General features: G+C 69.7%; 28 protein-coding genes. 8 read left to right on the plus strand and 20 right to left on the minus strand.

The genetic code is table 11. The annotated features are described in order from the left end of the window. Positions 1-5: 5 nt before the first annotated feature. From C4V41_RS55455 to C4V41_RS55470, 4 genes are all read right to left on the minus strand, one after another. Positions 6-1,049: a ketoacyl-ACP synthase III family protein gene (locus C4V41_RS55455; RefSeq protein WP_103964140.1), complete on the minus strand. Its 1,044-nt coding sequence runs from the start codon at positions 1,047-1,049 to the stop codon at positions 6-8. 18 nt (positions 1,050-1,067) lie between these two features. Then, complete coding sequence (locus tag C4V41_RS55460) at positions 1,068-1,334, minus strand: acyl carrier protein (RefSeq protein WP_103964141.1); 267 nt, start codon at positions 1,332-1,334, stop codon at positions 1,068-1,070. Further along, a complete protein-coding gene (locus C4V41_RS55465) occupies positions 1,331-2,383 on the minus strand; it encodes a ketoacyl-ACP synthase III family protein (RefSeq protein ID WP_235030991.1) in 1,053 nt (350 codons plus the stop codon). Before C4V41_RS55465 ends, C4V41_RS55460 begins: the two co-directional genes overlap by 4 nt. A 338-nt stretch (positions 2,384-2,721) precedes the next feature. Then, complete coding sequence (locus tag C4V41_RS55470) at positions 2,722-4,044, minus strand: cellulose binding domain-containing protein (RefSeq protein WP_103964143.1); 1,323 nt, start codon at positions 4,042-4,044, stop codon at positions 2,722-2,724. Positions 4,045-4,526: 482 nt separating this feature from the next. On the opposite strand from C4V41_RS55470, the gene C4V41_RS55475 reads away from it, so the two are divergent. Continuing rightward, positions 4,527-4,757 (plus strand): hypothetical protein, encoded by a 231-nt coding sequence (locus tag C4V41_RS55475; RefSeq protein WP_103964144.1) that lies wholly within the window; start codon positions 4,527-4,529, stop codon positions 4,755-4,757. 111 nt (positions 4,758-4,868) lie between these two features. On the opposite strand, the gene C4V41_RS55480 is transcribed toward C4V41_RS55475, so the two are convergent. The 3 genes from C4V41_RS55480 to C4V41_RS55490 all read right to left on the minus strand — a co-directional run bounded on the left by C4V41_RS55480 (position 4,869) and on the right by C4V41_RS55490 (position 6,543). Further along, positions 4,869-5,588, minus strand: a complete 720-nt coding sequence (locus tag C4V41_RS55480) for a sulfotransferase family protein (RefSeq protein WP_103964145.1) — start codon at positions 5,586-5,588, stop codon at positions 4,869-4,871. A gap of 261 nt (positions 5,589-5,849) precedes the next feature. Beyond that, positions 5,850-6,020, minus strand: a complete 171-nt coding sequence (locus C4V41_RS62535; RefSeq protein ID WP_160150746.1) for a hypothetical protein — start codon at positions 6,018-6,020, stop codon at positions 5,850-5,852. 382 nt (positions 6,021-6,402) lie between these two features. Then, positions 6,403-6,543: a hypothetical protein gene (locus C4V41_RS55490; protein WP_235030992.1), complete on the minus strand. Its 141-nt coding sequence runs from the start codon at positions 6,541-6,543 to the stop codon at positions 6,403-6,405. A gap of 158 nt (positions 6,544-6,701) precedes the next feature. Here C4V41_RS55490 and C4V41_RS55495 point away from each other — a divergent pair, with 158 nt between their 5' ends. Further along, positions 6,702-6,941 (plus strand): hypothetical protein, encoded by a 240-nt coding sequence (locus tag C4V41_RS55495; protein WP_103964147.1) that lies wholly within the window; start codon positions 6,702-6,704, stop codon positions 6,939-6,941. A 16-nt stretch (positions 6,942-6,957) separates the two neighbouring features. On the opposite strand, the gene C4V41_RS61390 is transcribed toward C4V41_RS55495, so the two are convergent. Together C4V41_RS61390 and C4V41_RS55500 are read right to left on the minus strand one after the other, a co-directional pair. Next, positions 6,958-7,188, minus strand: a complete 231-nt coding sequence (locus C4V41_RS61390) for a hypothetical protein (protein WP_146104204.1) — start codon at positions 7,186-7,188, stop codon at positions 6,958-6,960. 74 nt (positions 7,189-7,262) lie between these two features. Then, positions 7,263-7,655 (minus strand): MerR family transcriptional regulator, encoded by a 393-nt coding sequence (locus tag C4V41_RS55500; RefSeq protein ID WP_103964148.1) that lies wholly within the window; start codon positions 7,653-7,655, stop codon positions 7,263-7,265. Positions 7,656-7,712: 57 nt separating this feature from the next. Here C4V41_RS55500 and C4V41_RS55505 point away from each other — a divergent pair, with 57 nt between their 5' ends. Continuing rightward, on the plus strand, positions 7,713-9,272 hold the full coding sequence (locus C4V41_RS55505; protein ID WP_235030993.1) for an MFS transporter: 1,560 nt from the start codon (positions 7,713-7,715) through the stop codon (positions 9,270-9,272). Positions 9,273-9,707: 435 nt separating this feature from the next. Continuing rightward, positions 9,708-11,060, plus strand: a complete 1,353-nt coding sequence (locus C4V41_RS55510; RefSeq protein WP_103964150.1) for an MATE family efflux transporter — start codon at positions 9,708-9,710, stop codon at positions 11,058-11,060. 282 nt (positions 11,061-11,342) lie between these two features. Here the strand turns inward: C4V41_RS55510 and C4V41_RS55515 are convergent, their stop codons facing one another. The 3 genes from C4V41_RS55515 to C4V41_RS55525 form a co-directional block, all read right to left on the minus strand. Next, entirely contained in the window at positions 11,343-12,059 is a 717-nt protein-coding gene (locus C4V41_RS55515; RefSeq protein WP_103964151.1) for a flavodoxin, read from the minus strand. A gap of 47 nt (positions 12,060-12,106) precedes the next feature. Continuing rightward, on the minus strand, positions 12,107-12,955 hold the full coding sequence (locus C4V41_RS55520; RefSeq protein ID WP_103964152.1) for an aldo/keto reductase: 849 nt from the start codon (positions 12,953-12,955) through the stop codon (positions 12,107-12,109). A 189-nt stretch (positions 12,956-13,144) separates the two neighbouring features. Further along, complete coding sequence (locus C4V41_RS55525; RefSeq protein WP_103964153.1) at positions 13,145-14,122, minus strand: aldo/keto reductase; 978 nt, start codon at positions 14,120-14,122, stop codon at positions 13,145-13,147. A gap of 187 nt (positions 14,123-14,309) precedes the next feature. Between C4V41_RS55525 and C4V41_RS55530 the strand changes: the two genes are divergently transcribed. Beyond that, entirely contained in the window at positions 14,310-15,224 is a 915-nt protein-coding gene (locus tag C4V41_RS55530; protein WP_103964154.1) for a helix-turn-helix transcriptional regulator, read from the plus strand. A 121-nt stretch (positions 15,225-15,345) separates the two neighbouring features. Here the strand turns inward: C4V41_RS55530 and C4V41_RS55535 are convergent, their stop codons facing one another. The 4 genes from C4V41_RS55535 to C4V41_RS55550 form a co-directional block, all read right to left on the minus strand. Further along, complete coding sequence (locus C4V41_RS55535) at positions 15,346-15,750, minus strand: subtilase-type protease inhibitor (protein WP_103964155.1); 405 nt, start codon at positions 15,748-15,750, stop codon at positions 15,346-15,348. Positions 15,751-15,895: 145 nt separating this feature from the next. Then, positions 15,896-16,750 carry a hypothetical protein gene (locus C4V41_RS55540; protein ID WP_146104206.1) on the minus strand — a complete coding sequence of 285 codons (855 nt, stop codon included), beginning with the start codon at positions 16,748-16,750 and terminating at the stop codon, positions 15,896-15,898. Next, positions 16,747-17,115, minus strand: a complete 369-nt coding sequence (locus C4V41_RS55545; RefSeq protein WP_103964157.1) for a hypothetical protein — start codon at positions 17,113-17,115, stop codon at positions 16,747-16,749. The genes C4V41_RS55540 and C4V41_RS55545 overlap by 4 nt, the downstream gene beginning before the upstream one ends. A 240-nt stretch (positions 17,116-17,355) precedes the next feature. Further along, positions 17,356-17,823, minus strand: coding sequence for a hypothetical protein (locus C4V41_RS55550; RefSeq protein ID WP_103964158.1), 468 nt, complete (start codon positions 17,821-17,823; stop codon positions 17,356-17,358). A 93-nt stretch (positions 17,824-17,916) separates the two neighbouring features. Here C4V41_RS55550 and C4V41_RS55555 point away from each other — a divergent pair, with 93 nt between their 5' ends. The 3 genes from C4V41_RS55555 to C4V41_RS55565 all read left to right on the plus strand — a co-directional run bounded on the left by C4V41_RS55555 (position 17,917) and on the right by C4V41_RS55565 (position 21,465). Beyond that, positions 17,917-18,990 (plus strand): serine hydrolase domain-containing protein, encoded by a 1,074-nt coding sequence (locus tag C4V41_RS55555; protein WP_200824929.1) that lies wholly within the window; start codon positions 17,917-17,919, stop codon positions 18,988-18,990. Between the two features lie 96 nt (positions 18,991-19,086). After that, positions 19,087-20,199 carry an epoxide hydrolase family protein gene (locus C4V41_RS55560; RefSeq protein ID WP_103964159.1) on the plus strand — a complete coding sequence of 371 codons (1,113 nt, stop codon included), beginning with the start codon at positions 19,087-19,089 and terminating at the stop codon, positions 20,197-20,199. Between the two features lie 165 nt (positions 20,200-20,364). After that, entirely contained in the window at positions 20,365-21,465 is a 1,101-nt protein-coding gene (locus C4V41_RS55565; protein WP_146104207.1) for a hypothetical protein, read from the plus strand. A 33-nt stretch (positions 21,466-21,498) separates the two neighbouring features. Here C4V41_RS55565 and C4V41_RS55570 read toward each other — a convergent pair whose 3' ends face one another. The 4 genes from C4V41_RS55570 to C4V41_RS55585 all read right to left on the minus strand — a co-directional run bounded on the left by C4V41_RS55570 (position 21,499) and on the right by C4V41_RS55585 (position 25,007). Then, the gene (locus tag C4V41_RS55570) at positions 21,499-21,942 is read right to left on the minus strand and encodes an SRPBCC family protein (protein ID WP_103964161.1); all 444 of its coding nucleotides are present in this window, start codon (positions 21,940-21,942) and stop codon (positions 21,499-21,501) included. A 95-nt stretch (positions 21,943-22,037) separates the two neighbouring features. Further along, complete coding sequence (locus C4V41_RS55575) at positions 22,038-22,928, minus strand: AraC family transcriptional regulator (RefSeq protein WP_103964162.1); 891 nt, start codon at positions 22,926-22,928, stop codon at positions 22,038-22,040. Positions 22,929-22,962: 34 nt separating this feature from the next. Next, complete coding sequence (locus C4V41_RS55580) at positions 22,963-23,814, minus strand: NAD(P)H-binding protein (RefSeq protein ID WP_103964163.1); 852 nt, start codon at positions 23,812-23,814, stop codon at positions 22,963-22,965. Positions 23,815-23,840: 26 nt separating this feature from the next. After that, positions 23,841-25,007: an NAD(P)/FAD-dependent oxidoreductase gene (locus C4V41_RS55585; protein ID WP_103964164.1), complete on the minus strand. Its 1,167-nt coding sequence runs from the start codon at positions 25,005-25,007 to the stop codon at positions 23,841-23,843. Positions 25,008-25,012: the final 5 nt, after the last annotated feature.

Below are 25,012 nucleotides of genomic sequence, written 5' to 3' on the forward strand. Positions count from 1 at the left end.
CGCTGTCAGGCCCATTGAGGAGTGTCGATGATCTTGATCACGGCGCTGGAGACGGTCACTCCCGGCCCGGTGCCGAGCATCAGCAGGTGGTCGCCGGGGCCCAGTTGCCCGGTCAGGATCAGGTGGTCGAGGGAAAGGACCTGGTCGCTCGCGCCGCAGTGGCCGATGGTGCGGCCGTAGTCCCAGGTCGAGCGGGACATGGGCAGGTCGAGCAGGGCCATGCACCGCTGTTCGACGATCTCTTCTGAGTAGTTCATGAACGCCACCCGGGTGAGATCGCGGGCCTCGATCCCGCTCTCGTCCAGCGCGCGCTCGACGACCTCGATGAGCGCCCGCTGGATGTTGAACAGCGCCGCGGTGGCCTCGCCCTTGGGCATGACCTGCTGCCGGAACTGCTCGCTCCGGGCCGCGAAGCTCATCCGGCGCCCGACCGTGACGCCCGGGGGGAACAGGGGTTCGCTGCCCCGGTGCAGTTCCTCGGCCTCGGCCACCGTGGTCGTGCAGACCGACGTCAGGCGCGCGAAACCTGCCTCCTTGGTGAGGACGAGCGCGCCGGCGGCGTCCCCGCCGATGTAGCCGGGGCCCATCCCCCACCGGTCCATCAGCGGCGTGCCGTAGTTGTCGGAGGCGACCAGCAGGGCGGCCCGCCTGCCGGGAGCGGCGTGCAGGTGGCCGGCCGCGAGCTCCAGGGCGATGAACATCCCGTTGCAGCCCTGCCGGATCTCGGTGGCCAGGACGTCCCCGCCGACGAGATGGTGCTGCAGGTAGGAGTGCGGGGGCCAGCCGTCCGGCCCCTGGTGCCAGGTCGACGCGTACAGGAGGAGGTCCAGGTCGGACGGCGCCCGCCCGCTGCGCTTGATGGCGCTCCGCGCCGCGTGCAGGGCCATCTCCGGAGCCGGTACGTCACCGGCCACCGCCGCCCCGGCCAGGTTGTGCAGCTCGGCCTCTTCGGCCGGGTACCAGCCTTTGGCGACGGCCTTCTCGACGCTGACGATGGTCCGGGGGAGGAAGGCTCCCACCCCACTGACGTACGTGTCCGTATATTGCACGACTCTGCCCTTGCCCGGTTAAGCGGATTCGAGTTCTCGGACCATCGCCACGATGGTCACGACGTCTCTGAAGTTCTCGGGGTCGAGCTTCGCGGCGGGGATCGGGACGCCGATGTCCCTGCGCAGGAAGTTCAGCAGCCGCGCCGTCCGTAAGGAGTCCAGGAGCCCCGACACGAGGAGCGGGGTCGTCTCCTCGACCGTGATGTCGTCGCCGTCCAGGACGAGGTTGTCCTGGATGAAGTCGACCAGCTTCCGGGTGATGAGGCTCTGCGTGAGCTCGGTCATGCGCGTGCTCCTCTGGTGGCGGGAGAGGTGGACAGGATTCTGAACGCCGCCGCGGCCACCGACGTCCCGGAGCCGAACCCGACCATGAGCAGGTGGTCGCCGGCCACGAGGCCGCCGGTCGCGATCAGATGCTCGAAGGCGATGAACTGGTCCACCGCGCCGCAGTGGCCGACACGCCTCCCGTAGTCCCAGGTCGTCTGGTCCTCGTCGATGCCCAGCCAGGACATCTGCCCGTCCAGGTCCTCGCGGCGACCGTGCGGGAACGCCACCCGCGTGATGTCGGCAAGGCCGATCCCGGCCTCGTCCAGGGTCTTCTCGACCTGCTGCATCATCGTCTTCTGGATCGTCAGGTGGATCCCGGTCCCCTGCGCCGCGAGCAGCCGCTGGCGGAACTCCTCGTGCCGGTTTCCGAAGCTCAGCCCCCTGCCGACGGTGGCGTCCGGGGGGAACAGGGGGTAGGCGCCGTCGTTGACCGCGTCGGCCTGCGGGATCACCGTCGCGTTCACCGACAGGAGCTCGGCCATGCCGTACTCCTTGCCGAGGATGAGCGCGGCCGCGGCGTCGCCGATGAGCGCGCCGGGGGTCATCCGCCAGCGATCCACCAGCGGGGTGCCGTGATTGTCCGAGGAGACGACCATGGCCGTCTCCCTGTCCGCGTCGGCCCGCAGGTAGCTCGCCGCGAGTTCGAGCGAGCTGATCATCCCTACGCAGCCGCTCCGGATCTCGAACGCCGGTACGTTCCCGCCGAGAAGGTGCATCTGCAGGTAGTGCTGGGGCTGCCAGCCGTTCGGGCCCTGGTGCCAGACCGACGGATAGAGCAGCAGGTCGAGGTCGCGAGGAGAGGATTCACCCCAGCGTTCGTACGCGTCCAGGACCGCGAGCCGCGCCATCTCGGGCGCGGGCTTGTCGCCGGCCACCGCCGCGCCGATCTGCCGGAACTTCCCGGCCTCCTCCTCCGGATACCAGCCCTCACGAACCGCCTGCTCGACGCTCACACTGTCAGGCACATAGACGCCGAGGCTCCTGACGAACATGTTGGGTGTACGCATACGTCCCCTAACTCAACGACGATCCGAACAACGGCCCCGGGACAGAGAAAGGCGGCTTATCCGATGCGTTTGGGTTCCGGAATATGCGCACTCCGGCCGGCCAAAGAAAGAACCGGGAAATAGACCGGCGCGCGCCGCCAGAGGCAAGGATAGGGTCGACTCATCGAATAAGGCAAGATCATCTTCGGCGACATTCCGTGATCGCTGCCGGACGGAACGTGTGCAATTCTGGAAATGCTTCTTTCCGCTCCACGTCACGGTATTTCCGAATGCACTTCGGATGACGGAAGAACGGCGCCGGGCCTCGCCATTCGGCTCAAGGCCCGGCGCACGCCGGGTCAGGCGGACACTCTCGTACAGACGATGTTGTTGAGCTTGAACTCGGCCGGAATGGCGTTCGTCCCGGTGGCGGTAGCCGAGAAGCCGAAACTCTGGCTGGAGCCGGGGCCGATGTAACGGTTGTGGGTGGCGTCGCGGGCGGTCACCTGGTTGCCCGTCTGGACCACCGTGCCGTTCCAGGCGGTCGTGATCTTCTGGTCGCCCGGCCAGGTCCAGGTCACGGCCCAGCCGTCGATGGGGGTCGTGCCGGTGTTCCTGATGGTCACGCTGCCGTTGAAGGCGCCGTCCCAGTCGCCGGTGGCATAGGCGACCTCGCAGGAGGTGCCCATCTTGAGCCCGCCGCGCAGGAAAGTCGCGAAGTTGGCCCAGGTGGGGTTCAGCGTGCCGGTGCCGACGCTCTCGCCGCAGTCGGTGGTGGTGCGGACGGTCTGCAGGCCGTGATGGGCAGGGTCCATGATCTGGACCATCATGTGGTCCGCGTTGGGCACCGAGACGAACGTGGCGTCACCGCACTGAGCCTTGATCCTGTTGTAGAGCAGGACGCTCTGCCCGTGCGGCACCAGGAAGTCGGCCTGGCCGTGCAGGAACATCAGCGGCGGGTCGTTGGCGTCGACGTACGTCATCGGGTTGGCCTGGGCCACCGTGGCCGGGCACGTCTGGATCGGGCAGCCGACCAGGAGGGATTCCGGGGAGGCGGGAGAGTTGTGGTCCAGCCCGCCGGTCGGCAGGTTCTGCGCGTTCATCTGCAGGAAGTCGGTCGGGCTGAAGAAGGCGACGCCCACCTGCACTGCGCTGGAGACGCCGGTCGTCCCGACGGTGCCCTCCAGCGCCGTCACGCCGCCGGACAGGGTCGCCATCTCCGTCAGCCAGCCGCCCGAGGAGTCGCCCATGATCGCGAAGCGATTGGGGTCGAGGTTGTACGTGGCCGCGTTCGCGCGCAGCCAGCGGATGGCCGCCTTGATGTCGTGCACCTGGGCCGGGAAGACGGCCTGGGCGCTGGACCGGACGCTGACGCCGGCCACGGCGAAGCCCAGCGGGTTGAAGATGGCCGCGATCGCGTCCGCGCCGGCCTTGCCGTTGTCACTCGTCCACGCCGAGCCCTTGTGGTAGATCAGCAGCGGCCGAGGCGTGATGCCGGTGGTCGGCTGGTAGAGGTCCAGGAGATGCCCCCTGCTACCGGCCGGTTGTGCGGGCGCGTAGGCGATGTCGGTGATCGCCTGCATGGCGTGGGCCGGCGGCGCGAAGGCTGCCGGCACACCGACGGCGGCCAGCACGGCCATCGCCACGCCGACGAGCATGGCCGTGCGGGTTCGAGCTTGCATGGTGCGACTCCGGTCGGTCGGATGATCGCCGCTGCCCCGGTGGCCGTCCGTGTCTCCTGCGGCGGGGCAGCCGTGATCAGCACGCCGACCGTGGCGCCTGCGAGAACGGACGTCCCGCTCGAGTGGCGCGGCTCACATCGATATGGACGGGGAGACGATATGGCACGTAAGTAACGATGGTCAAAGGTTTCGCCGCATCGCGCTAAGTGACCAGGAAACGAAGCCTAAAACGTACTTTATGGGCATATATAGCGACGACAGGCTCAGACCATCCATGGCATGCACAGGCGGCCAGAAAAAGCGACCCCAGGAAGTGACGACGGCCTTACCGACGGTAAACGCCGATGAAACCCGCACGGCTCCGCGATAACGCCGATGGACGTTTCAGCCCCTCCCGCGACCGATTCACCTCTGACAATTTTCGTGGCGGGAGTTGAGTGCTAATGTCCAACTTCGTGATCTCCCCAGCCCCAGGAGGATGAATGCGAAAGGTACGCGCTGTTCTCGTCTCGGCCGTCGTGGTCCTCGGAGTGTCGCTGACGATCGGCGCCACCCCGGCACAAGCCGACGAAAGCGCCGTCAGACTGGCCGGTGTCTTCAGAGACTATTCGGAGTGCGAGCGGATCGGCACCAAGGGCATCGCCCAGAACTGGTGGGACGACTACTCATGCGTGTGGGAGCCCCGGTACGGCTACTACTTCCTCTACGCGTGACCCGGTAAAACGCGCGCACCCCCCGGCCGCCGAGACCTCGTATCGGCTCGGCGGCCGGGCGGGCGTGGCGGTGAGGAGACTGCCCGCCACGAAGATCAGGGTCAGGGAGATCTAAGCCGGCGTCGAGCCCGCGGGGTGGAAAGGAAGTCCGATGTTCTCCCCGTCCATCAGCCTGTCGATCGACGTCTGCATCGTCTTGCTGTCATTCAGGTGCGGGAACGGCTCCCCGGCGGGGACGTCCACCCCCAGGAAACGGCAGAGCGGCTCCCACCCTTCCCGCACGTCGAACACCAGCAGCCGCTCGGGCGGCAGGCTCTCCTTCACCATGGCCGCGTGCCGCTCGAATGCCGCGATGCTCTCCTGCTCGTCGGGGACCACTCCGAAGGGCCGGTCGGTGCCCAGCCCCTCCCGAATCATGCGCTCGAGCAGCGGACGGGTGGTCTTCATGTTCTCCATCAGACCGGCGGTCTCCGGCGCCAGCTTCCCGGCCTCCAACCGTGGCGGGCCGCTGCTGATGAGCGTCCTCATGCTCGCGAACCAGGCGCGCGGGTCACGTACCGTAAGGACCACCTTGGCCTCCGGGTACGTGTCCGCTAACTCGCGCCAGAAGAACGAGGCCGGCCAGTCCACTGCGGAACGGAATCCCTCGAACACGTGCTCCCAGTCCGGGACCGTGTCATGGCTGGCCAGGGGCGCCCACCGCCGGGCGCGGTCGCTGTTCGACCCGACGTCGAACATGTGGTGGCAGGGCCCGAACCCCAGCCGTTCCAGTGCCGCCTTCATCGAACTCGTACCGGTGCGCGGGAACCCCGCGCCGATCACGGTCAGCATGTCGCTCCTCCAGGGGGTGTCGGCCGGTCCCCCATCATGGTGGCGCGATCATGGTCTCGCAATCCCTTCCGGGAGTGCCGCACTGCCCGAGACGAACCGCGGGCTGAGCGTAGTCGCCGGTCCCCGGCCCGACGATTCGGTACGTCTCACGCCGCCGCGCCACGCCCGCGAACAACAGCGGCGATCCGCGCGCCTAGGAGGCCGGGCAGTTCTCGCCGCGGCGACCTCCTGGCTCCTGCGGCTCGGCCCCCTCATAAACGCTCAGGGTCGCTCTCGCCCGAGCGTGATGTCGGCGGGCCCCTGGAAGTTCTCCGGGATCTTCACCCCGATGGGGCAGCCGCCCATCTTGTCGCAGGTCCCCGGCTGGTCGATGGTCTTGATCTCGTCGAGATACCGGTTCTCGGTGGGCGAGGTGGGGAAGATGGAGCCCACCCACGACGGCGTCGAGGGGATGGCCCTGATGGGTCACGTCCAGCCCGGCGTCACGGAGCTGCGCCTGATAGGTGCTGACGTCGGCGTACAGGTCCTTGACCTCGATGACGTAGTATCCGTCCTCCTTCTTGATGTCGAGCGCCGCGGCCGTCCCCGGGCCGAGACCGAACCCGGCGGGCAAGAGCCAGCTCAGCCCGAGGAACGCGGCGGACAGCAGGGCCACGCCCGGCACCGCGGCGCGCAGAATCAGCGGCCGGCGCGACGGACCTGGCGGCGGCGGGCTCGGCGGCCATGATGTCGCGTAGCAGCTCGTGGGCCCCCTCGGTCACGCCGGGTCCGGCGCCGGGGGACAGGTTGGCGACGACGCGGTCCATGCTGTTCTTCATGATTTCCCCTCCGCGAGTGCGACGGCGCGCAGGCCATAGATGGACAGGTCGAGGTCCGCGGCCGCCAGTTCCTTGGCCAGCCGCTTGCGGGCGCGGTGCAGACGCAGGCGCGCGGCCCCGCGCGAGCAGCCGAGCACTTTGGCGACCGCTGTCCGCGAAGGTCGAGTCGGCCTGGACGTTCCGGTCGGAGCGGACCGCCGAGGCCCGGCCGCTGCCCCTGACCGCCATCCGCTACGCCCCCAAGGGCCTGGACGACCACAACCGCGCCAAGCCGGGGTCCACGACCGTCATCCCGGTGCGCCTCCACCGCAACCCCGGCGCCTCCGAGCCGCAGGCCACGTCGATCACGCTTGAGGCGTCCTTTGACGACGGGGCGAACTGGCGGCCGGTCCGGCTGACCCACGCCGGCTCCGGAGGGACGGCCCGGATCGCGCACCCGGCCGCTCCCGGGTTCGTCTCGCTGCGCGCCAAGGTCACGGACGCGGCGGGTGACCGCGTGACGCAGACCATCACCCGGGCGTACGCCATCGGGTGACGGCTCCTCGCGGTCGTCAGCCGAGGCTCTCGAGCGCGGCGGCGGCACGGCCGCGCTCGTCCTCGTCGCCGGTCTCGGCGGCGATCGCCAGCGCCAGCCGGTGCCGCTGCGCCGCCTCGCCGTCACGGCCCATGGCGCGCAGCGCCTCACCGATCGCGTTGAGGACGCTCGCCTCACCGTACCTGTGCTTGGTCGCCTGGAAGATCGCTGGACGGGGACCAGTTCCAGGTCCGCGTCGTCTGACCAAGACCGGACGGCTTGCCTGGCAATACACCGCTCCACCGGGCCGCGGGAGCGCGACTTGCCGGGCAAGCCGCACGATCACGCCGGGGCGAGCATGGCGCGGGCGGCCCGCTCGGCCTCGGGGGGCGCGGTGGCGATGACCGCGTCCAGGGTGGTGCGGGCGGTCTCCAGTTCGCGGATGGCGGCCTGGATGCGGGCGCGTTCGCGATGGAGGTCGAGCAGGAGTTCGGGGCAGTCGGCGATGAGGGTGTCGCCGTCCTTGCCCATGCAGGGCAGCAGGTCGGCGATGGTGGTCGTGGACAGTCCGGCGGCGAGCAGGTCGCGGATGTGGCGGACGGTCGCGACGTCCGATTCGGCGTACTCGCGGTAGCCGCTGGGTTCGCGCCCGGGGTGGAGGAGGCCCTGCTCCTCGTAGTAGCGCAGGAGGCGCCGGTTGACGCGGGTGCGGCGTTCGAGTTCCCCGATGCGCATGTTTCCTCCGGCGTACGACTTGACCATCACATGGATGTGACACTTTAGCTTGACCGCATGACATTGCCATCACAACGAGAAGTCGCAGGTCAGAAGCCGGATGTCGCCGGGGCACGGCAGTGGGCCGGGCTCGCGATGCTGGCCCTGCCCACCTTGCTGCTGGCCATGGACGTCACCGTGCTCTATCTCGCGGTGCCGCGTCTGGCGGCCGATCTACGGCCCAGCGGCGAGCAGATGTTGTGGATCACCGACATCTACGGATTCATGATCGCCGGATTCCTGGTGACGATGGGGACGCTGGGCGACCGGATCGGGCGACGCAGGCTGCTGATGTGGGGAGCGGGGGCGTTCGGCCTGGCATCGGTGGCGGCCGCGTACGCTCCCAGCGCCGAAGCGCTGATCGCCGCCCGGGCGCTGCTCGGGATCGCGGGGGCGACGTTGATGCCCTCTACTCTTGCGCTGATCAGCAACATGTTCCGGGACGCGCGCCAGCGAGGGGCCGCCATCGGCATCTGGGCGGCGAGCATGTCCGGCGGAGTCGCCCTGGGGCCGGTGGTCGGCGGGGCGATGCTGGAATCGTTCGGATGGGGGGCGGCGTTCCTGATCGCCGTGCCGGTGATGGCGCTGCTGCTGGCAGGCGGGCCGCTGCTGCTCCCGGAATACCGCGACGCCACCGCGGGGCGGCCGGACCTGGTCAGCGTCGCGCTTTCCCTGGTCGCCATGCTGACGATCGTGTACGGCGTCAAGCTGCTGTCCCACGGCGGAGACCCGATCGTCAGCGGCGGGATCGTGCTGGCCGGTCTGGCCGCCGCGGTGGTGTTCTGGCGGCGGCAGCGCGGGCTCGCCGCCCCGGTGCTCGACGTGACGCTCGTCCGCAATCGCGCCCTCACCGGCGCCCTGCTCATCCTGCTTCTGGGCCTGGCCGCCACCGCCGGCACGTACCTGTTCGTCACGCGGTTCCTCCAGGGAGTCGAGGGCCTGTCCCCGCTTACGGCGGGCCTGTGGCTGGTGCCCTCGTCGGTCGCCATGATCCTCACCTCCCTGGCCGCCCCCATCCTGGTACGGCGACTGCCCGAACGGGTCGTGGTCGCCGGGTCCCTGGCGGTATCGGCGGCCGGCTTCCTCCTGCTGGCCCTGCTCGACCAGGCGGCCGGGCTCCCCCTCCTGATCGCCGGCATCGTCGTCGTCTACCTCGGCCAGGGCCCCATCATGGCGCTGGGCACCGACCTCGTCGTCGGCTCCGCTCCACCGGAGAAGGCCGGATCCGCCGCGGCCCTGTCCGAAACGAGCACCGAACTCGGCCTGGCTCTGGGCGTGGCCGTCCTGGGCAGCGCCGGAGCCGCCGTCTACCGTCAGGCCGTGCCCGCCGGCCTCCCACCAGAGGTGGCCTCCTCCGTCCGCGACTCGATCGAGGCCGCGGTCACCGCCGTCGCCCATCTTCCACCCGCCCGGGCGGAGGCCGTCATCGCCCCCGCCCGGGAGGCGTTCACCGCGGGGCTCAACCTCGTCGCCGGGATCGGCGCGGTCGTCGCCCTGGCCCTGGCCGTGCTCGCCTTGGTGACTCTCCGCAGAGCCGAACCCGCACCTCCCGAGCCGGCGACGTCGTCGATGGACTGATCAACGACTACCAGCGAGCCGGATGGGAGTTCGGGTGGAGAGGAACCGGCAGGTGCCTGAGACGCTCCGGCCGATGATCGAGTAGGTCTGTGGGGCCGCACAGGTGCCCGAGGGGGCGACGACTTCGCCGTACGGCTGGTTCGGCGCGGTCGGCGCGGGGCCGGTTGGCAGCCGAGGTCATCAGCGGGGGCGGACGGCGGCTCGGCGCGCTCAACGCGATCGTAGGATCGCACTTCGGGCCGCCGGCCGGTCCGGGATCGGCGACCTGGCGAGAGGCGTTCACCACGATGATCGAGGACATGCTCACCCACGGCACGAAGGCCCGGCCGTCATCATGATCGTCGAGACCGCCTACCGCGGTCACACGGAGGCGACGGTCCACGATCTCGGCCGCGAGCAGCTCGACCTGCTGATGGCGCGGTTCGGCCGCGGCCGGTGACGCGCGGATCGGCCGAGCTCGATCGGCTGGGCACCCGTCCGATCGGGCGGCTGCTGTGGTGGACCTGCTCGCAGACGACGCTCTCGGTCGGCGTGTACGGCATCTACGCGCTCACGAACGCCTGGTTCGTCGCCCGCGGCGTCGGCGAGACCGCGCTCGCGGCGGTCAACCTCGTCGCGCCGGTCCTGTTGATCCTGGGAGCGGTCTCCACGACGGTCGGCGTCGGCGGCGCGTCGCTGGTCTCGCGCAGCCTCGGTGCCGGCCGGCCCGAGGAGGCGGCCCGCGCGGCGGGCACCGCGTTCGCGCTGTTCTGGCTGGTGGCCGTGGCCGTCACGGTCGCCGGTCTGCTCGCGCTCGATCCGCTGATGGCCCTCCTCGGCGCGTCCGGCCCGACGATCGGCTACGCCCGGCCGTACGCCGCCGTGATCATCGCGGGGTCGATCTTCTCCACCGGCTTCTCCGCCGTCGTACGCGCCGAAGGGCAGCTTCTGTTCTCCACGATGTTGTGGGGCATACCGGTCCTGGTCCAGATCGTCCTCGATCCGCTGCTCATCTTCGGGTTCGGCATGGGCGTCACCGGCGCGGCCCTCGGCACGGTCGGCGGGCAGGCCGTGTCGGCCGGGATGGCGGTGTGGTTCTTCTTTCTCAAGCGGGATCGCCCGTACCGGATCCGGCGGGCCGACCTGCGCCTCAACCTGACGACGATCGGGGCGGTGCTCGCGGTGGGCGCCCCCTCGTTCCTGGCCGGTCTCGGTGCCACGCTGCTGGCGGTCCTCGTGAACACCAGCCTGGCCGGGGCCGGCGCGGTCGCCCTGGCCGCCTACGCGGTGTGCGCCCGGATCCAGACGTTCGTGTTCATGCCGCAGCTCGGCATCACGCAGGGGATCCAGCCGATCGTCGGCTACAACGCCGGGCGCGGGCTGACGCGTCGTGTCGGGCGTACCCGCACGCTGGCCTTACGCGCCACCGTCGGCTACGGTGCGCTGACCGCGGTGCTCGTCGCCGTGTTCGCGGAGCCGATCGTGCGGCTGTTCGTCGGCGACCCGCCGACGGTGGCCGTCGCGGCCGGCGCGCTGCGGATCATGGCGATCGGGTACGTCTTCGCCGGTGTCCCGCCGCTGATCTCCGCCTACTTCCAGGCTCTCGGCCGGGCCCTGCCGTCGTATCTGATCTCGATCGGCGTGCCGGCTCTCATCAAGGCCCCGATCGTCCTGGCGCTCGGGCAGTTCGGGCGGTTGGGGCCCATGGGGATCTGGATCGCTCTGCCCGCCGGGGAGGTCGTCTCGGTCGTGGCCGCCGCGGGCCTGCTGTGGGCGGTCACGGCACGTCGGCCACGAGCATCTCGCTGAGCCGCCGTCGCAGGCGGGCGCCCAGGTCGACGCTGCCGGGGTCCAGCAGCCCGTCGATGAGCGCGTTGTGCTCGACCAGGCGCGCCAGTCGTCGGCCGTCGCGTCGAATCCGGCGAAGAACAACTCGCCGTTGACCCGTTCCCCCAGGACCGCGGCGAGGAGTGACTCCTTCGCCGGGAGGTGGTGCGCCAGACCCATGCGTGAGACCCCGCAGGCGGCGGCGATCTCCTTGACCGGCCCGCCCCACGACGCGATGGAAGATGTCCGTGCCGTCGCCGGCGCCTACGACACCGGTGGGGCGCCGGGCGGTGCGGCGAGCAGCCGGAGGTGCCGCAGCCAGGCTTCGACCGCGGCGCCGGCGTCGTTGACCTCCTCGCCGCGGACGGCGAGGCCGTCGGCGATGGTCGCGCCAGGGCAGGTGGCGGCGTAGTCGCGTGCGGTGGTCCCCAGGCCGCTCATGGCGTGGGTGGTGAACGGGACGACGGTCTTGCCGCGCAGGTCGAGGCCCTCGGTGAAGGTCGACATGATCATGGGCGCTCGGACGTTCCAGATGGGGCTGCCCACCAGCACCGTGTCATAGCGGTCGATCGAGGGCAGCGGGCCGGCGATGGCCGGACGGGCGCCGGCGTCTTGTTCACGTACGTTCCGGGCGACGGTCTCCTCGTAGTCGCCGGGGTAGGGGTCGGCGGGTTCGATGCGGTGGACGTCGCAGCCGATCCGCCTGCTGATCATCTGGGCGAGGACCTCGGTGTTGCCGACCCGCAGGTTGCGGCGTCCTCCGTAGTGGTAGTTCTCTCCCGCCCGGGAGAAGTAGGCCAGCAGGACGGACTTGGCGGCCGATCCGGAGCGGGCGGGCCGGCCCGCCGGTGCGGGGCCGGGCGGGCGGGGCGGAGAGGAGGCGCAACCGAGGATCGGGACGCCGGCCAGCACGGCCCCTCCGGCCAGGACGGCGTGACGCAGAAACGAGCGCCGTTCCAGCGCGTCGCCGGGGTTCGTCATCACATGCTCCGATGGGTGCGGGGCCGGCCGTCTCGCGGCCTGCCGGATCAGTCGCTGACGCGCAACCGGCCGAGTCGGCCGACCATGGCCGGGTCGCGGTGGTCGAAGAACAGCGAGCCTCCGGTGTCCAGAGTGGCGATGCGGGCCATCTGGTCGTCGGTGAGCTCGAAGCCGAAGACGTCGAGGTTCTGCGCCATGCGGTCGGGGCGTACCGACTTGGGGATCACGACGACGCCGCGCTGGACGAGCCAGCGCAGCACCACCTGCGGCACCGACCTGCCGTGCGCGCCGGCGACCTCGCTCAGCAGCGGGTGGGCGAACAGATTGTTCCTGCCTTCGGCGAACGGACCCCACGACTCGATCTGGACGCCGCGCTCGCGCATGATCGCCTGATCGGCGGTCCGCTGGAAGAACGGGTGGGTCTCGATCTGGTTCACCGCGGGGGTGACCTCGTTGTGGTCGACGAGGTCGACGAGCCGGTCGGGGTGGAAGTTGGAGACGCCGATCGCCTTGACGCGGCCCTCGCGGTGGAGATCCTGCATGGCACGCCACTGGCTGTAGACGTCGCCGAAGGGCTGGTGCATCAGGTACAGGTCGAGGTGGTCCAGGCCGAGCCTGCGCAGTGAGGCGTCGAAGGCCCGCTTGGTGTTGTCCTCGCCGGGGTCCTGGACCCACAACTTGGTGGTGACGAACAGGTCCTCGCGCGCGATGCCGCTGCTCTTGATCGCGCGGCCGACCGCCTCCTCGTTGCGGTAGGCGGCAGCGGTGTCGAGCAACCGGTAGCCGGCGGCCAGGGCGTCGGTGACGGCCTGCTCGGTCTGCTCGGGCGGGATCTGGTAGACGCCGAAGCCGAGGACCGGCATCTCCACGCCGTTGTTCAGGGTAACGGTCTGCACGGACTTTCCTTTCGAAAACGACTCAGGACGTTGAGCGCCGGGAGATGTGCCGTCTCAGGAGGATGATCTGCTCGGCGCCCAGGCGCTTGGCGGCGATCACCCCGGGGCCGGGCCGACCGCGCCGTCGCCGATGACCACCACGCGGTCGCCGCGGCGCCGTACATGACGGCTGCGCGCATGACGTGCTCCTCAGCGCTCCATCATCCGCAGGCCGGATTCGGGGTGGGTGTCGCCCGCGGCCGGAGGGAGGCTGGAGAGCTTGTCGATCTGCCGGGTGGTCAGCCGGACGCCGTCGGCGGCGGTGTTCTCCTCCACCCGGGTGACGCGCTTGGTGCCGGGGATGGGGGCGATGTCGTCGCCCTGGGCCAGCAACCAGGCCAGCGCGACCTGGGCGGGGGTGGCGCCCGCTTCGGCGGCGACGGCTTCGACCTCGTCGGCGATACGCAGGTTGCGCTGGAAGTTCTCGCCGGTGAAACGCGGGTTGCCGTGGCGGAAGTCGTCTTCGGCGAAACCGTCTGCGGAGCGGACTTTCCCGGTCAGGAAGCCGCGCCCGAGCGGCGAGAACGGCACCAGGCCGATGCCCAGCTCGCGCAGCAGCGGCAGCACCCGCTCCTCCAGGCCACGGGTCCACAGCGAGTACTCCGACTGGACGGCGGTGACCGGGTGCACGGCGTGGGCGCGGCGGATGGTGTCCGGTCCGGCCTCTGACAGGCCGATGTGGCCGATCTTGCCCTGCCGCACGAGGTCGGCCAGGGCGCCGGCGGTCTCCTCGATGGGCGTGTTCGGGTCGACCCGGTGCTGGTAGTACAGGTCGATGTGGTCGGTGCCGAGTCTTTTGAGCGAGCCTTCGACCGCGGTACGGATGTTGGCGGGGCCGCTGTCGAGGTTCCAGGGCCCCGCGCCGGCGTGCGAGACCAGGCCGAACTTGGTGGCCAGCACGACCTGGTCGCGGCGGCCCTTCAGAGCCCGGCCGAGCAACTCCTCGTTGGTGTAGGGGCCGTAGATCTCGGCGGTGTCGATCAGCGTGACGCCCAGTTCCAGGGCACGGTGGATGGTACGGATGGACTCGGCGTCGTCGGTGCCGGCGCCGGTGTAGCCGTGGGACATCCCCATCGCGCCCAGACCGATGCGGGAGACCTCCAGGTCGCCGAGCAGGACGTGCTTCATCGGGTTTCTCCGTTCCTCATCGGGAAGTCCACCAAAAAAAGGACATAAAGGCAGTTACCGGTATTCACTTTCGCGTGGTTCCGGCTTCGGTGCCAGGGCGGGTCGTGCCGGGGTGTGACGTACGGGGGTAATGACACGGCCCCCCACCTGCCCACCGAGTACGCCGGCGCGGTGTGAGACTGGAGGCATGGCACCTCAGCGCACCACCAGCGGCAGCGACACGGAGCTGGGCCGGTTCCTGCGTGCCCGCCGCACCCAGACCAGTCCCGGGCAGGTGGGCCTGTCGGTGGGCACCGGCCTGCGCCGGACTCCGGGGTTGCGCCGGGAGGAGCTGGCCACCTTGTCGGGGATCAGCATCGACTACTACGTACGTCTGGAGCGCGGAAAAGAGACCCGCCCCAGCCCTTCGGTGATCGACGCCCTCGCGCGCGCCCTCCAGCTCGACGACGAGGAGCATCAGCACCTGCGCGAGCTGGCCGCCCGCGCGGCCCACTACGCCTCCGAGCCGCCGCCTCCGCCCAGCCGCACCGTGCGCCCGCACCTGAAACTGCTGCTGGAGACCCTGCGCCCCAGCCCCGCCTACATCGTCAGCCGCAGCATGGACGTCCTGGCCTGGAACCCCGGCGGGCTCGCCCTGTACGCGGGCCTGGAGGACTGGCCGCTCAAACAGCGCAACCTCGCCCGCTACCTGTTCCTGCATCCCGCCTCGCGCGGGCTGTTCCCCGACTGGGACAACCAGATCCGCGGCTGTGTCGCCCGGCTGCGCGCCCAGGCCGGCACCGCGCCCGACGCGCCCGACCTGGCCGGCCTCGTCGGCGAACTGCTGCTGAAGAGCCCCGACTTCGCCAAGCTGTGGGAGCGCTACGACGTGACCGGCCGCAAGCCCGTCCGCAAGACCTTCCACCACCCGCATGTCGGCGCCATCACCCTCAGCGCCCAGTCGATGGCGCTGGAAGGCACCCCAGGCCAGCGCCTCGGGGTCTACGTCGCCGAGCCCGGCAGCCCCGACTACGACGCGATGCTGCTGCTCGACCTGACCGCACCCTCATCCACCACGCCCGCGACCGCGACCGATGAGACGTCGCCGCGCGCACAGTCCTGACCCCGGAGTGGGGGATCGCGCCGCTGGAGCCGCCCGCCGATCGGCCGGCGACGGCACCACCGTCAACGCCGTCGCTCGCCGGCGGGTAGGCCACCCGCCGGCCAAGGGGTTGAGGACATGTCTAGTAGATGAACAGCCACCCATAGGTGCTGCGAAGGCAGGTCCAGTCCGGCCACTGCTCGTCCCGGCTGATGGTGTTGCCGTAGGCGGTGCCGGTGATCCGGGTGCGGAGCGCGCCGTTGGTGGTGGGCGGGCATTTGGCGCCGCCCTGGTAGAGCAGCTTGTCCAGGTCGCCGCCGGCCTGGCGCAGGTCGTCACAAGCGCGCCAGACGTCCATGTACCAGTCCGTCTCGGCGGTGCCGCCGTCCGGGTCGCAGGTGATGGTGTAGCTGTAGACCTCGGTCGGGCGGGAGGTGGGGTTCCACTGGATGAAGAGATCGGCCTGCGGGTCACTTGCCGCGGCGGCGGGTGCGGCAACGGCGAGCAGTGCGGTGGCGGCGAGCGCGCCGGCCAGTTTGCGGAGCATGGAATCGTCGTCCCTTCGAAGGATTCGGCCTCTCCATGGAGGGCGGGACATTCCGTTCCCTGATGTTCCATCGGCCGGCAGCCGCCGCGCGAGTCACCAGAGCGACACTCGGCTCGCCGCACACGTTCGTTGGGGCCAAGCCCTCTTAGGACGTGGTGCTCTGGACGACGCGGATGGCCTCGGTACGTTCCTTCTCAAGTGTCCGGCGAACCTGGTCGAGATCGGCGGGGTGCTGTTTCAGGGCGGCGGTCTGGAGCTTCTCCTCCGTACGGCGCCAGACCTCGACGAGGCCCGTCTCCTCCTTGCACGCCACGTCGGCGACCGCGGTGGCCGTCTGGGCATTCGCCGAACCCGGGTCCTTCCACCGGTCGTCGGCGGCGGCCGCCAAGGGGTCGGCGTACTCCTTCTGGCCGCGGGCGCGCATGCACGACCGCCACTTGTCGAGAGCCGCCCGGACATGGAGGTCCTTCGTCCGGGCCTGTTCGAAGATCTCCCGCTCCAGGCGCGTCAGAAGGGGCGACTCGGTGCCGTCGAGGTAGACGCGGTCCGTGCTGTCCTGGAGGCAGTCGCGTGCCGCCGATCTCTCCGCCGCGTCGCGGTAGCCGCCGCGGGCCCGTCCCGCCCGCTCTCGTTCCTTCTCGGCGGAGGTGAGCGGGGCGCGATAGCCCGCCTGCTTGGCGACCAGGGGTTCCATGACGCCGTAGCGGCGCCGGTTGGGCGCCTCGATCACGGTGACCCCGGGGAGCGCCGACCGGCTGTACCCCTTCTTCGTGAGGCACTGGCTGGTGAGGACGTCCGCCGCCCGCTCCACGAGTGCGATATCCGTCTCGGTTCGCTTGTAGGTGTCGAACGGCAGGTGCAGCGCCCGTGCTTCGGCGGATGGATCGATGACGGGTCGATCGCTCGCTTTCGAAGCGGTCTGGGGGGCGGGAGCCGCGCACGCGGCGCTGGACAGCAGCGCCAGCGTCACGCAGCCCCACGCCCATCGTCCAGCGATCACGCTACGTCGCAGGGGACTTCCCGGAACCAGAGGGATTCGACGGTGTTGTCGAATCCGTTGTTGGTGAAGTCGCTGTCGTTGCTGCGCGGCTTCGCGTAGTACCTGACGCCGGTCAGGTTGTCACCGCTGTAGAGGTCGATACCCGAATAGGACGCGTTCGCCATCGAGCTCGCCTGGTTCTCGAGAGCGCCCAGGTCGTCCCGCTGGTGGGTGGAGCACGTGATGTCCTTACGTGCGCCCTGATAGTCGTCGTGCTCCCAGAACGTGATGAGGTCCCTGCTGGCCAGCGACGCTTCGGCCGGGCTGACGGTGAGCACGGAGAACGACGCGACGAGCGCGAGCCCCGCGACCGCGAGTTTCTTCATGTGGTCCTTTTCTGTGGATCGGTGGAAGCAGCCCGCCATGAGGTGCTGATCTTGGCACGAGATCATACTTATCCAGGACGTAGCGGACACGCTGTTTGGGGCGATCCAGTCGAGCACGGGCGAGTGGGGATGAAACGTCCCAGGTCGCGGGCTGGGGGAGACGGTTCGCCGCCGGGCGACTCGCGAGCCACGGTACGGCCGGCGCCTGACCGACGAGGGCCGTCCGAAACCACAAGGTACTCAGTCGAGCTCCTGCGCATGGTGTGCCGGAACGACGACGTCCTCGATTTCGGTCTGATGGACGTTGGTGGCGATCACCAGGGCGGCGGCCATCGTCACCGCCACCGCGATGACGGTCGGCGGCCGGCGGCGGCGCGGTCGCGTACGAGCAGAGTCCGGCTCCGGTGGCACGCCCATGTCGAGTCGCCTGCGGGCCGCGCTCCACTCCGCGGCCGCCTGTTCGTCGAGACCGCAGCCGCGGACGAACGCCGTGACCACCTCCTCGCGGGGCAGCGTCTGGCGCTTGAGCATTCCGGCCGCGGTCGAGTACGGCAGGTGGTGGCCGGCCCGCTGCGCATGAGACTGGATGTCGCGGTAGCTGCGCCCGGACCAGGCCTTGAGCCGTTGGAGCGCGGCCACGAACTCGGCGTCGGTGTGCGCGGCGGCGGGGTCGGGACGTCCTGACCGCTCTTCTGTTCCGGTGCTCATAACCTGGCAGTACAGCCGAGTCGCACAGATCCGCACAAGCCGGAACAGCACATTCGTTGAGCTCTGGCCCGCGGATCGGGCAGCGTCGAAGGCGTGATCTTTCCCTGGTTCCACGCCGCCCTCGCCGGCGTGCTGATGTCGGCTGCCCCGGTCCATCATCGGATCGAGTCGTTTCTTGATCGGACGTTGCCGCCGGGGCCGGGCGGCACGGTGGCCGTGGCTCGCGATGGCAGGCTCGTGCACTGTGCCGGGTTCGGCCTGGCCGACCGCGAGGCCAGGACGCCGGCCCGATGCGACACGGCCTACGACGTCATGTCGATCACCAAGCAGTTCACCGCGGCCGCGATCATGAAGCTGCAGATGATGGGCAGGCTGCGCACCACCGACCGGCTCGGGGTCCACCTCGGCCCGGTGCCGGCCGGCAAGCGCCTGATCACCGTACGCCAGCTGCTGACCCATACCTCCGGGCTGCGTGACCTCGGCGACGACTACGCCCCCGTCTCCCGAGACACCATGGTGCGACGTGCCCTCGCGTCACCTCTGCGGTCGAGGCCGGGAGCCGAGTTCCACTACTCCAACGTGGGCTACAGTCTGCTGGCCGCCATCGTCGAGCGCGTGTCCGGCAGCTCGTACGAAAGGTTCCTGGCCGAGCACCTTTTCGCCCCCGCCGGCATGACCGGCACGGGGTACGTGCTGCCCCGCTGGGCGCCCGGCCAGGTCGCGATCGAGTACGACAAGCGCGGCAAGAGACGTGGGGCGCCCACCGAGCATCCATGGGCGGCCGACGGCCCCTACTGGTACCTGCGCGGTAACGGCGGCATGCTCTCCACCGCCCGCGACATGTACCGCTGGCATCGGGCTCTTGAGGCGGACACGATCCTGTCCCGCCGGGCCAAGGCGGAGCTGTTCGCCCCCCGGGTGCCCATCGACCGGAAGGCGAAGGTGTACTACGGCTACGGCTGGGGTGTGCTCCCGCGCTCCGAGCACGGCCGCGTCACTGAACATGACGGCGGCAACGACTGGTCCTTCGGCGAGTTCGCCCGGTTCCCCGACAAGGGGGTGATGGTGTTCTGGATCACCAACCAGGCGTATCGGGAGGGGAAATGGAACCTCGAGGACATCAACGGCGAGCTCACGCCGGGTCTGGTCCAAGCCCTCGGAGCATGAACGTTTTCGACTTTTTTGAAGTGCCCTCTTCATATTGCCCGGCGGAAGAGGCTGACCTATTCTCAACGACATTCCGGGTGGACAGGGAAGAGAACAATGACTGCCGAAATTCAATCGTTCAGCATTGACATTCCGCAGGCCGATCTGGAAAGCCTGGCCGACCGGCTGCGCCGTACCCGATGGCCCGACGAGCTGCCGGGAGTCGAGTGGACGCACGGCATTCCGCTGAAGCTGGTCAGAGAGCTGGCCGAGTATTGGTGCACCGGGTATGACTGGCGGGCGGCCGAGGCTCGGCTGAATGGGTTCCCCCAGTTCATCACCGAGATCGACGGCCAGCGCATTCACTTCCTGCACGTCGAATCCGAACGTGACGACGCGATCCCCCTGCTGATCACGCATGGCTATCCCAGCTCGTTCGCCGAGTTCGAAAAGGTGATCCCGGAGCTCCTGGACCGGGGATTCCACGTCGTGATCCCCTCGCTGCCGGGCTTTGGATTCTCGACACCGGTGCGGGAATCCGGATGGGCGATGGGCCGTACCGCTCGCGCCTGGGTCGAGCTGATGGCCCGGCTCGGCTACGAGCGATATGGCGTACACGGCGGCGACGTCGGTGCCGGCGTCTCCGGCGCCGTCGGCGGGCTGGACGGCGAGCACGTCATCGGCATCCACGTGGTCACCGACCCCTACACCGCCGCGGCCACCGCGACCTTCATGCCGTGGATCGCGAATCAGCTGAACCCGGACGACCCGGTCGACAAGCTGGCCCTGGACCGGATCGAGGAGTTCCGCCGGAACGACTCCGGCTACCTGGCCATCCAGAACACCCGCCCGCAGACCATGGGGTACGGCCTGACCGACTCCCCCGTCATGCAACTGGCCTGGATCGCGGAAAGCTTCGAACTATGGACCGACCTGCCGATCGACCGGGATCAACTGCTCACCAACATCAGTCTGTACTGGTTCACCGGCTCGGGCGTGTCCGCGGCGCGCTTCCTGTACGAGCAGGCCCACTCCCAGGACTGGGGAACGCCGCCCACGGCGCCGCAGGGATATTCGGTCTTCGGCGCGGACCCGACGGCTCGCCGCCTCATCGGCCCCGCCGAGGACGCGCACTGGGTGGAGCACGGGCATGGCCGGCACTTCCCCGCCATGGAGGCGCCGGCGCAACTGGCCGAAGACCTGTCCGCCTTCTTCGACGGGCTCCGATGACCGAAGTACTCAGCCGGCGTGGCCTGAACAGGGCCACGCCGGCCCGCCAGTTCCTGCTGCGGCGGGCCGGGCCGCCGACGTGACGGCGCTGATCACGGAGCGGGCACATTTACCCGTTTTTCGAACAGATCCCGCCGCATCGCCCGGCGCCGGTTCAATCCGAGCATGAGATCCATCCGACAGGGGGCCTTACTGGCCGCGGTCACGGTCATGACGGCAGTGGTCACTCCCGTGGCGGCGGCAGCCGCGCCGGGCTCGTGCCAGGCGCCGCCGCGCAGCAGCCCCGGCTACAACGACTTCGTGCTCACGTACAAGTCAGAGTGCGCCACGAAGAAGAACTACGACCGGACGTTCCCGGACGTCACGGCGTCCGTCCTGGTCGACAAGCGCAACAAACTGGCGGTCACCGCGTCGACGGCGCTGGCCGGTGCGATCGCGTCGGTCAAGGTGAACGACAAGGAGTTCATCTCCAGCGGCGGCCACGGTGCCGCCTTCCAGTACGCCTTCCACGCCTGGCAGAAGGGTGAGGCGGCGACCGAGTGCTACAACCCGACGCAGGCCGGCACCCGCATGGACGACGTGGGCCAGCCGCCGCCCTACCACGGTCCCAGCACCAGCGCGCTCTACACCATGGCCAAGTCCGGTGGCTCGATCCGCACGGCGGTGCGGCCCGCGATGTTCGTGACGCTCGCGGACAAGAAGCCGGGCTGGGGCGACTGTCTCAGCGCCGACCACCAGGACAAGCGCGTCCCGTTCACGATGGGCCTGTCACCGTACTGGCTGGAGACCGAGATCGACCTCGCCCCCGATCATGACGCGCCCGCGCTGGAGAACGTGTTCCGGGCCGCCGCCACGATCACCTCCGACGACGAACGGCACGATCACTTCAGCGGTGTCCTCGTCGCGTACCTGCAGCCGGATTTCACGAAGGTCTTCTCCTATAGCCCCGCCACCGGCCGCCTGTCGCCCAAGCCCGTGGACTCTCACACGAGCAAGGACCCCATGGTGCGCTGCACCGGCGACGGCGCCTACTGCCTCGGCATGTACGTCAAGCCCGACGTCCTCGGCGACAAGGCCTACTACTACACGATGACCCGCCCGCCCATGGACTACAACGGCCACTTCGGCGAGAACACCATCCAGGTCACCAGCCCCAGCGGCGCCCTGGACAAGGGAGACAAGGTCGACTACGAGACGTACGTGGTCGTGGGCGACAAGAGCCGCGTCGAGCAGACCATGACCCGGCTCCACCGCACCTTCAGTTGATGGACCGGGCGCGGAGCCTGGGAAGGCTCCGCGTCAGGTCTCGATCTCACTGGCGTGTTGCGCGAGTCCGCTCGCCATGGCCCGCATGAAGCGGCGCAGGTACCACTGGAAGACCCGGCGCATCCCTCGGCGAGCCGTGTACGTGCCGTGCCAGCGAATTCGGGTTCCGCCGCCGGGCAGTTCGTGGAGTTCCACGGCGGCGTGGTAGTCGATCATTTGCGGATTCTCCACGCCCTCGTACGCGAACCGGCGTCCCGGCTCCAGGGCGGTGATCCGCTCCTTGGTGACGACCTTCCCGGTGCGGAAGGCGCGGACCGCGCCGACGCCGTCTCGGCCATCAGGCGAGAGGTCACGCGACTGACCGGTCTCCAGCGCTTCGATACGCGACCATGCGGGCCAGCTCCGCGGGTCGAGCAGCAATGTCCACACTGTCGCCGGCGGCGCCGTGGATTCGGCTGTGACGTCGTACGACTGCATTCCGGGATTCCTCACACTGTTCGGCTGATTCGGCCACGGAACAAACCTAGGGACAGGTGGTCGCCGGCCCAATGCCCGAGATTGCGGTGCGGCGGTCAGGAATTGCGATAGGCCGAGGGACGCGTTCCGGTGTGCCGCAGGAACGCCGCCGACAGCGCGCCGGGGCCGGCGAAGCCGCACCGCGGCGCGACCTGGGCGATGGCCAGGTCGGTGTCGCGCAGCAGCCGTTTCGCCTCCTCGATCCGCAGCCGGGTGAGGAACCGGTGCGGTGTCACCCCGGTCGCCTCCTTGAAGACCCTGACGAGGTGGAAAACGCTGAGGTGCACCTCGCCGGCGATGTCGGCCAGGGTGACCGGATCGGCCAGACGCTCGCGCATCATCGCGACGGCCGCCCGGACGCGGGCGTCCTCCCGTGTCGGCGTCCGAGGAGCCGTACGTCGCGAATGGCGGGTGAGCAGGTGCACGGCGAGGAAGGCCGCCGCGGACTCGGCGTACAGATCACCCGCGTCGCTCAGGCGATCGACCGCCCGCACGGCCTCCTCGATCAGCGGATCTCCCGCGGCCAAGGACGCGGACATGGCCTCGTAGTCCACCGCGCGGCCGCCCAGTCGCGCCGCGGCCGAATCGACGGTGTCACGTGGGATGTGAACCTGTACGCTCCGCATCGGCCCGTCCCCGCGATAGCGGCGAAGGACGGGCTGATCCGGGATCCTCAGCTCCAGCCGGCCCGGTGCCCACGTGTGGCGGCTCCACCCGCCACCGCTCCGCGTCTCCAGCACCGTCCGCCCCGCGACCGGCAGCACCAGGTGCAGATCCGCCGCGCCCGGCAGTTCCATGTCCTCGGCGACGGGGACGTGCTCGAACCGCTGAACGAGCAGGGACCGCCAGCCGGCGTTCTCCCAGCTGCAGTACGTCCGCCGGACGTAGCGAGCCATGTCGAAGCCGGCATATGGCTGGAGATCGAAGCGAGTGGAGTCGAACACCATGACGTCGAGGCTACCGACGGGGCGGGGGCCGGACTCAGTGGACGGGGGTGACCGGCGCCGGGCCGAAGGCGGCCGCGCGGTGGGCGACCCATTGTGCGTAGGTGAAGGGCGGTCGCCCAGTGACCTCCTCGATCGTCGGCAGGACCGGTTCCGTCTTGCCGTCCAGGGCGGCGAGCCCTTCGAGCATGTCGTCGATCACGGGGGCGGGCATACCGTGCTGGAGCATCTGCTCCCGGTACAGCTCGTGCGGCAGTTCCTCGAACCGCAGGGGCCGCCCGATCGTCTCGGCGATGATGCGGACGCGGTCGATCGCCGTCAGCGGCTCCGGCCCGGTGAGCAGGAACGACTCGCCCACCCGCTCATCGAGCAAGGCCCGGACGGATACGGCGGCGATGTCGCGGGGGTCGATCGGGGTCAGGCCGGCGTTGCCGTACACGCCGCGTACGACGTCGCCGGCCTTGAGCTGGGGCACCCACGCCAGGTCATTGGTCGCGAAGTATCCGGGGCGGACGAACGTCCACGCCAGCCCGGAGGCGGCGACGGCCCGCTCCAGGCTCAGGTGCTGCTCGCCGATCCACGTGGGCATGGTGTACGTGACCGCCGCGGTGGACATCAGGACGATGTGCTGCAGGTCGGACAGCCGGGCCGCGTCGAGGAAGGCGTCGAGCCCGGCGTGGACGGGGAACAGGAAGGTCCGCTCCACGCCGTCCAGCGCCTGTGACAGGGTCTCCGGCCGGGTGAGGTCGCCGGGCACGACCTCGACGTGCTCCGGGAAGGAATGGCGGGCGGGGTCGCGGGTGAGGACGCGCACCTTCTCCCCGGCCTCGGCCAACTGGGCGACGACGTTGGATCCGACGTTTCCGGTGGCACCGGTTACCAGAATCATGATGGGTTCTCCTTCGGTTGGGGCAGTCAGGCCGCGGGCTCGCGGGTGCCCTTCGAGACGATGGTGGTGACGTTCATGTGCTTGCTGAGGCGGTAGGTCGTGAGCGGGCTGCCGCTGACCGTCTCCTTGTACGCGACGGCGGCCCGGCCGGTGAGATACCAGCGGCCTGGGGTGTCGTCGGCCTTGGTGAACTGGATGACCGCGTCGCGGCGGCCCAGGCTGACCGGCTGGTGGAAATAGCCGAACCGGAATGGCTCGACCCTCTTGCCGCGCAGCCGGCGGGCGATGGCGTCGGCGGTGTACTGGGCGGTGGGCATGCCGCTCTGGCAGGTCCCATGGATCTGCCCCCAGGGCAGGCGGACCGCCGCGGCGTCGCCGATCGCGTGGATCTCGGGGTGGGAGGTCGACCGGAGAGTGGCGTCGACCAGGATCAGGCCGCGCTCGTCGACCGCGATCCCGGCGTCGGCGGCGAGCGGCGAGACCTTCACGCCGGTGGTCCAGAGGCAGGCGTCGGAGTGGACCAGTTCGCCGCCCTCCAGTTCGACCGCGTCGGGGAGGACCTTGGTGATCTTGGCGCCGGTCTTGAGCGTGATGCCCAGCCGTTCGATGGCACGCATCAGGTAGGCGCGGGCCTTGCCGCCCATCATCGTGGCGGGCTCGTCGAGGCTGATCAGCGTGACGTTCAGGCCGGGGTGGCTCTCGGCGATCTCGGTGGCCGCCTCGATGCCGGTGAGCCCGCCGCCGCAGACGGTGACGGCGCCGCCGACCATTTCGGCGAGGCGGGCGGCGAACCGCTCGGCGGTCTGGGGGCTGTTGAGGGTGTGCGCGTGGACGTCGGCGCCGGGGACCTTGCCGGTGTCCGTCGAGCTGCCGAGGGCGTACACCAGGGTCTCGTAGTCCAGCGTCGCCGCGCCACCGTCCACCACGACCTGGCGCGCGTCCGTGTCGATGGCGGTGGCGGCGCCCCGCACGAAGGCGACGCCGGTCCCGGCGAGCAGATCGGGGATCTGGTGGTCGGCCAGGCGCTGCCCGGCGGCGATCTGGTGCATCCGCAGCCGTTCGGTGAACCGGCTCGACGGGTTGACCAGCGTGATCTGGACGCGGAGCCGCCGGGTACGGTGGGCCAGGCGGATGGCGCTGAACATGCCCGTGTAGCCGCCACCGATGACCACGATCCGGTGGGTGTCGTTCATGAGGT

The organism is Nonomuraea solani (assembly GCF_900108335.1).
Taxonomy (GTDB): Bacteria; Actinomycetota; Actinomycetes; order Streptosporangiales; family Streptosporangiaceae; genus Nonomuraea; species Nonomuraea solani.

Excerpts from the sequence above, each read along its gene's own strand:
- C4V41_RS55460 (WP_103964141.1), bottom strand. The coding sequence starts at position 1,334 with ATGACCGAGCTCACGCAGAGCCTCATCACCCGGAAGCTGGTCGACTTC.
- C4V41_RS55465 (WP_235030991.1), bottom strand. The coding sequence starts at position 2,383 with ATGCGTACACCCAACATGTTCGTCAGGAGCCTCGGCGTCTATGTGCCT.
- C4V41_RS55470 (WP_103964143.1), bottom strand. The coding sequence starts at position 4,044 with ATGCAAGCTCGAACCCGCACGGCCATGCTCGTCGGCGTGGCGATGGCC.
- C4V41_RS55475 (WP_103964144.1), top strand. The coding sequence starts at position 4,527 with ATGCGAAAGGTACGCGCTGTTCTCGTCTCGGCCGTCGTGGTCCTCGGA.
- C4V41_RS55480 (WP_103964145.1), bottom strand. The coding sequence starts at position 5,588 with ATGCTGACCGTGATCGGCGCGGGGTTCCCGCGCACCGGTACGAGTTCG.
- C4V41_RS55500 (WP_103964148.1), bottom strand. The coding sequence starts at position 7,655 with ATGCGCATCGGGGAACTCGAACGCCGCACCCGCGTCAACCGGCGCCTC.
- C4V41_RS55505 (WP_235030993.1), top strand. The coding sequence starts at position 7,713 with ATGACATTGCCATCACAACGAGAAGTCGCAGGTCAGAAGCCGGATGTC.
- C4V41_RS55515 (WP_103964151.1), bottom strand. The coding sequence starts at position 12,059 with ATGACGAACCCCGGCGACGCGCTGGAACGGCGCTCGTTTCTGCGTCAC.
- C4V41_RS55525 (WP_103964153.1), bottom strand. The coding sequence starts at position 14,122 with ATGAAGCACGTCCTGCTCGGCGACCTGGAGGTCTCCCGCATCGGTCTG.
- C4V41_RS55530 (WP_103964154.1), top strand. The coding sequence starts at position 14,310 with ATGGCACCTCAGCGCACCACCAGCGGCAGCGACACGGAGCTGGGCCGG.
- C4V41_RS55535 (WP_103964155.1), bottom strand. The coding sequence starts at position 15,750 with ATGCTCCGCAAACTGGCCGGCGCGCTCGCCGCCACCGCACTGCTCGCC.
- C4V41_RS55545 (WP_103964157.1), bottom strand. The coding sequence starts at position 17,115 with ATGAAGAAACTCGCGGTCGCGGGGCTCGCGCTCGTCGCGTCGTTCTCC.
- C4V41_RS55550 (WP_103964158.1), bottom strand. The coding sequence starts at position 17,823 with ATGAGCACCGGAACAGAAGAGCGGTCAGGACGTCCCGACCCCGCCGCC.
- C4V41_RS55560 (WP_103964159.1), top strand. The coding sequence starts at position 19,087 with ATGACTGCCGAAATTCAATCGTTCAGCATTGACATTCCGCAGGCCGAT.
- C4V41_RS55565 (WP_146104207.1), top strand. The coding sequence starts at position 20,365 with ATGAGATCCATCCGACAGGGGGCCTTACTGGCCGCGGTCACGGTCATG.
- C4V41_RS55570 (WP_103964161.1), bottom strand. The coding sequence starts at position 21,942 with ATGCAGTCGTACGACGTCACAGCCGAATCCACGGCGCCGCCGGCGACA.
- C4V41_RS55575 (WP_103964162.1), bottom strand. The coding sequence starts at position 22,928 with ATGGTGTTCGACTCCACTCGCTTCGATCTCCAGCCATATGCCGGCTTC.
- C4V41_RS55580 (WP_103964163.1), bottom strand. The coding sequence starts at position 23,814 with ATGATTCTGGTAACCGGTGCCACCGGAAACGTCGGATCCAACGTCGTC.
- C4V41_RS55585 (WP_103964164.1), bottom strand. The coding sequence starts at position 25,007 with ATGAACGACACCCACCGGATCGTGGTCATCGGTGGCGGCTACACGGGC.